General features: G+C 64.1%; 1 protein-coding gene and 1 pseudogene. Both read right to left on the bottom strand.

What is annotated here, in order from left to right:
• Positions 1-747, bottom strand: a pseudogene (locus tag ACOJSN_RS07940) (reverse gyrase); the annotation flags it as partial.
• A 31-nt stretch (positions 748-778) separates the two neighbouring features.
• Positions 779-2,030 (bottom strand): hypothetical protein (locus tag ACOJSN_RS07935; protein ID WP_420111962.1); only part of this gene is annotated, 1,252 nt, incomplete at its 5' end.

Raw genomic sequence — 2,030 nt, 5'->3', positions numbered from 1 at the left:
CGTCCGCAGCGGGTCATCCTTTCGGGATGCGAACACTTCTACGCAGGACTCGGCGTGCCAACGGGAGAGCACCAACAGGTCGCGGACAGCACGGTGAAGCTGTAGATGCGTGTCCCATTCTGGAGGCTCTTCACTCCTAGTCTCGCAACGGAGTAGATCCAGTGCGATACGGCGGTCACGGCCCTCTTCCGGCACCAATCGCCATCCTGGGCGCAACGTGAGCGTGATGCCTCGATACTCGCCAACCTCGATCGGAGGAGACTCCTGTGACATGAGCGATGCCACGGCGGGACCGTCTCTCCAGTCCAGTCTCTCCTCCCACGACGTAACGCCCAACCACGCGCGGAGTCCGGAAATCTCCGTTTGTAGACCATGCGGCCGTTCGAACTCGATGTTCGAGTGGGCGCCCATGATCGCCGCGCGACCCCAGAGCGTCCCGCTTCCAGGACCGAGCGCGTTGCTATGGAACCCTCGAGCCCAGCAGCGGATCATGAGGACGGAACCGTGCGAGTCGTGGAAGAGGACCCGCTTGGGAACCGGTTTCGGTTCCGGACCTGACGGGATTCGTATAACCCCACGGCCCCCCATGAACCACGCAGCGTACGGGCTGTCCGGGTCAGACCAGGAGATGGTGACGCCGATCCCGCGCTCGGAGCGTTCTAGAGTGACCTTCACCTCCGGAGTGTCGGGATCGAAGTCGATGAAGTCCCCGACACGACGCATCCCGACCGTCAACTCATTCGGCATCTTTGCCCTCTTCCATTGCAACGAGCACGCGCTATCGAGGCGAGAACAGCAGTGTGACGTCATCGGCAGTCAGGAGCTTGCCAGTCGTGGGCGCGAGAAGCCGCGCAAGCCACCCTGACCTCGGCATCATCGCTTCGACCTGTGTTCGAGCGTCGCCGCGCGCCTCGGCTGAACCGTCGCCGCTCAACGCGTCGTATCGTCGCAGCCGATCGGCGAGCAAATCGTAGAGCCGGAGAGCGGCAGTATGGTTCACTAGCGCAACTTGGTCGCGCGCGGCTTCCGCTGCCTCATCTTTGACCTCAACGGCTGGTGTCAGGAGGCACCCGAACACGCGGGACTTTGGGGCCCTACCCCTCTCCACTATCACCTGGCCAAGAAGCTGATTGACGTCGCCGCGGCTGAGCGGAGGCGGAGCATCTGCCTGAACTGTCTTGACTTCCCACGCGCGGCGTTCGGCGCGCTTGGAGGTCGACCACGTCCACCGGCAATCGGTCGCACTTTGCTCCGTTTTCGGTGGGCGCTCCCCGGCTGCTCCAGCAAGCCGTGCAAGGTACTTCAATCCCTCGCATTGCTCGTCGTGGTTGCCCGCAAGCAGGCGCCTGCCCAGGGCGAGATCCTTTTCCAGCCGAGCACCGGCGTCGCGGCGCCAGTCGTCCCATGCCAAGTAGGTCCGGTCGTCGTCGTCATTCACACCCGTGACGCCCTCAAGCTCAGCCACGGTGCGCGAGAGGCGACGGAACCAGGTGGTCCGTGGCCCGTTCTCCACCACGGCGTTCAGACTTGCTCTCGCCGCAGAGATGTCAGCGGGTCTTCCGCGGTCGTAGTGTGCGTGAGCTTCCACGTATCGCCAGAATGCACTGTGCTCGGCTTCGCCCGCGGCAGCGAGGGTCGCCGCGGCTGTCCGTGCGCTTTCCACGGCCGCTTGGTGATGACCGGACCACAGTTCGGTAGACGCTGTCACCTCAGCATCAGCGGTGGACACATCCGCGCTCCCCGCCGACGCACGTCCCGGCCTCCGTCGCGGCCCTGTCGCCTGATCGGCACCAGCCTCGGACGCCTGCAAAGGGGAACCATCTGCCGACCAGAACTCATTGGCAACCCGGACCGTTGCATCCCAACCTTGATCATAGAGTTCGAGGGCATCGCGGACGACGGGTTGGGTCTCAGGGGTCATTGCCTTACGCACCGAGGAATCGGCGAGGGTCTGCGCGAACCCGGGATCGAGCCCGAGATAGAGCGAACGGTCGTCGGATCGACGGTTCGCTCTACCGAGTGCCTGCGTT

It is taken from the genome of Pseudactinotalea sp. (assembly GCF_048594945.1).
Taxonomy (GTDB): domain Bacteria; phylum Actinomycetota; class Actinomycetes; order Actinomycetales; family Beutenbergiaceae; genus Pseudactinotalea.
The sequence above is the reverse complement of the archived record's forward strand: the minus strand, read 5'-3'. Positions and strand labels throughout refer to the sequence as shown.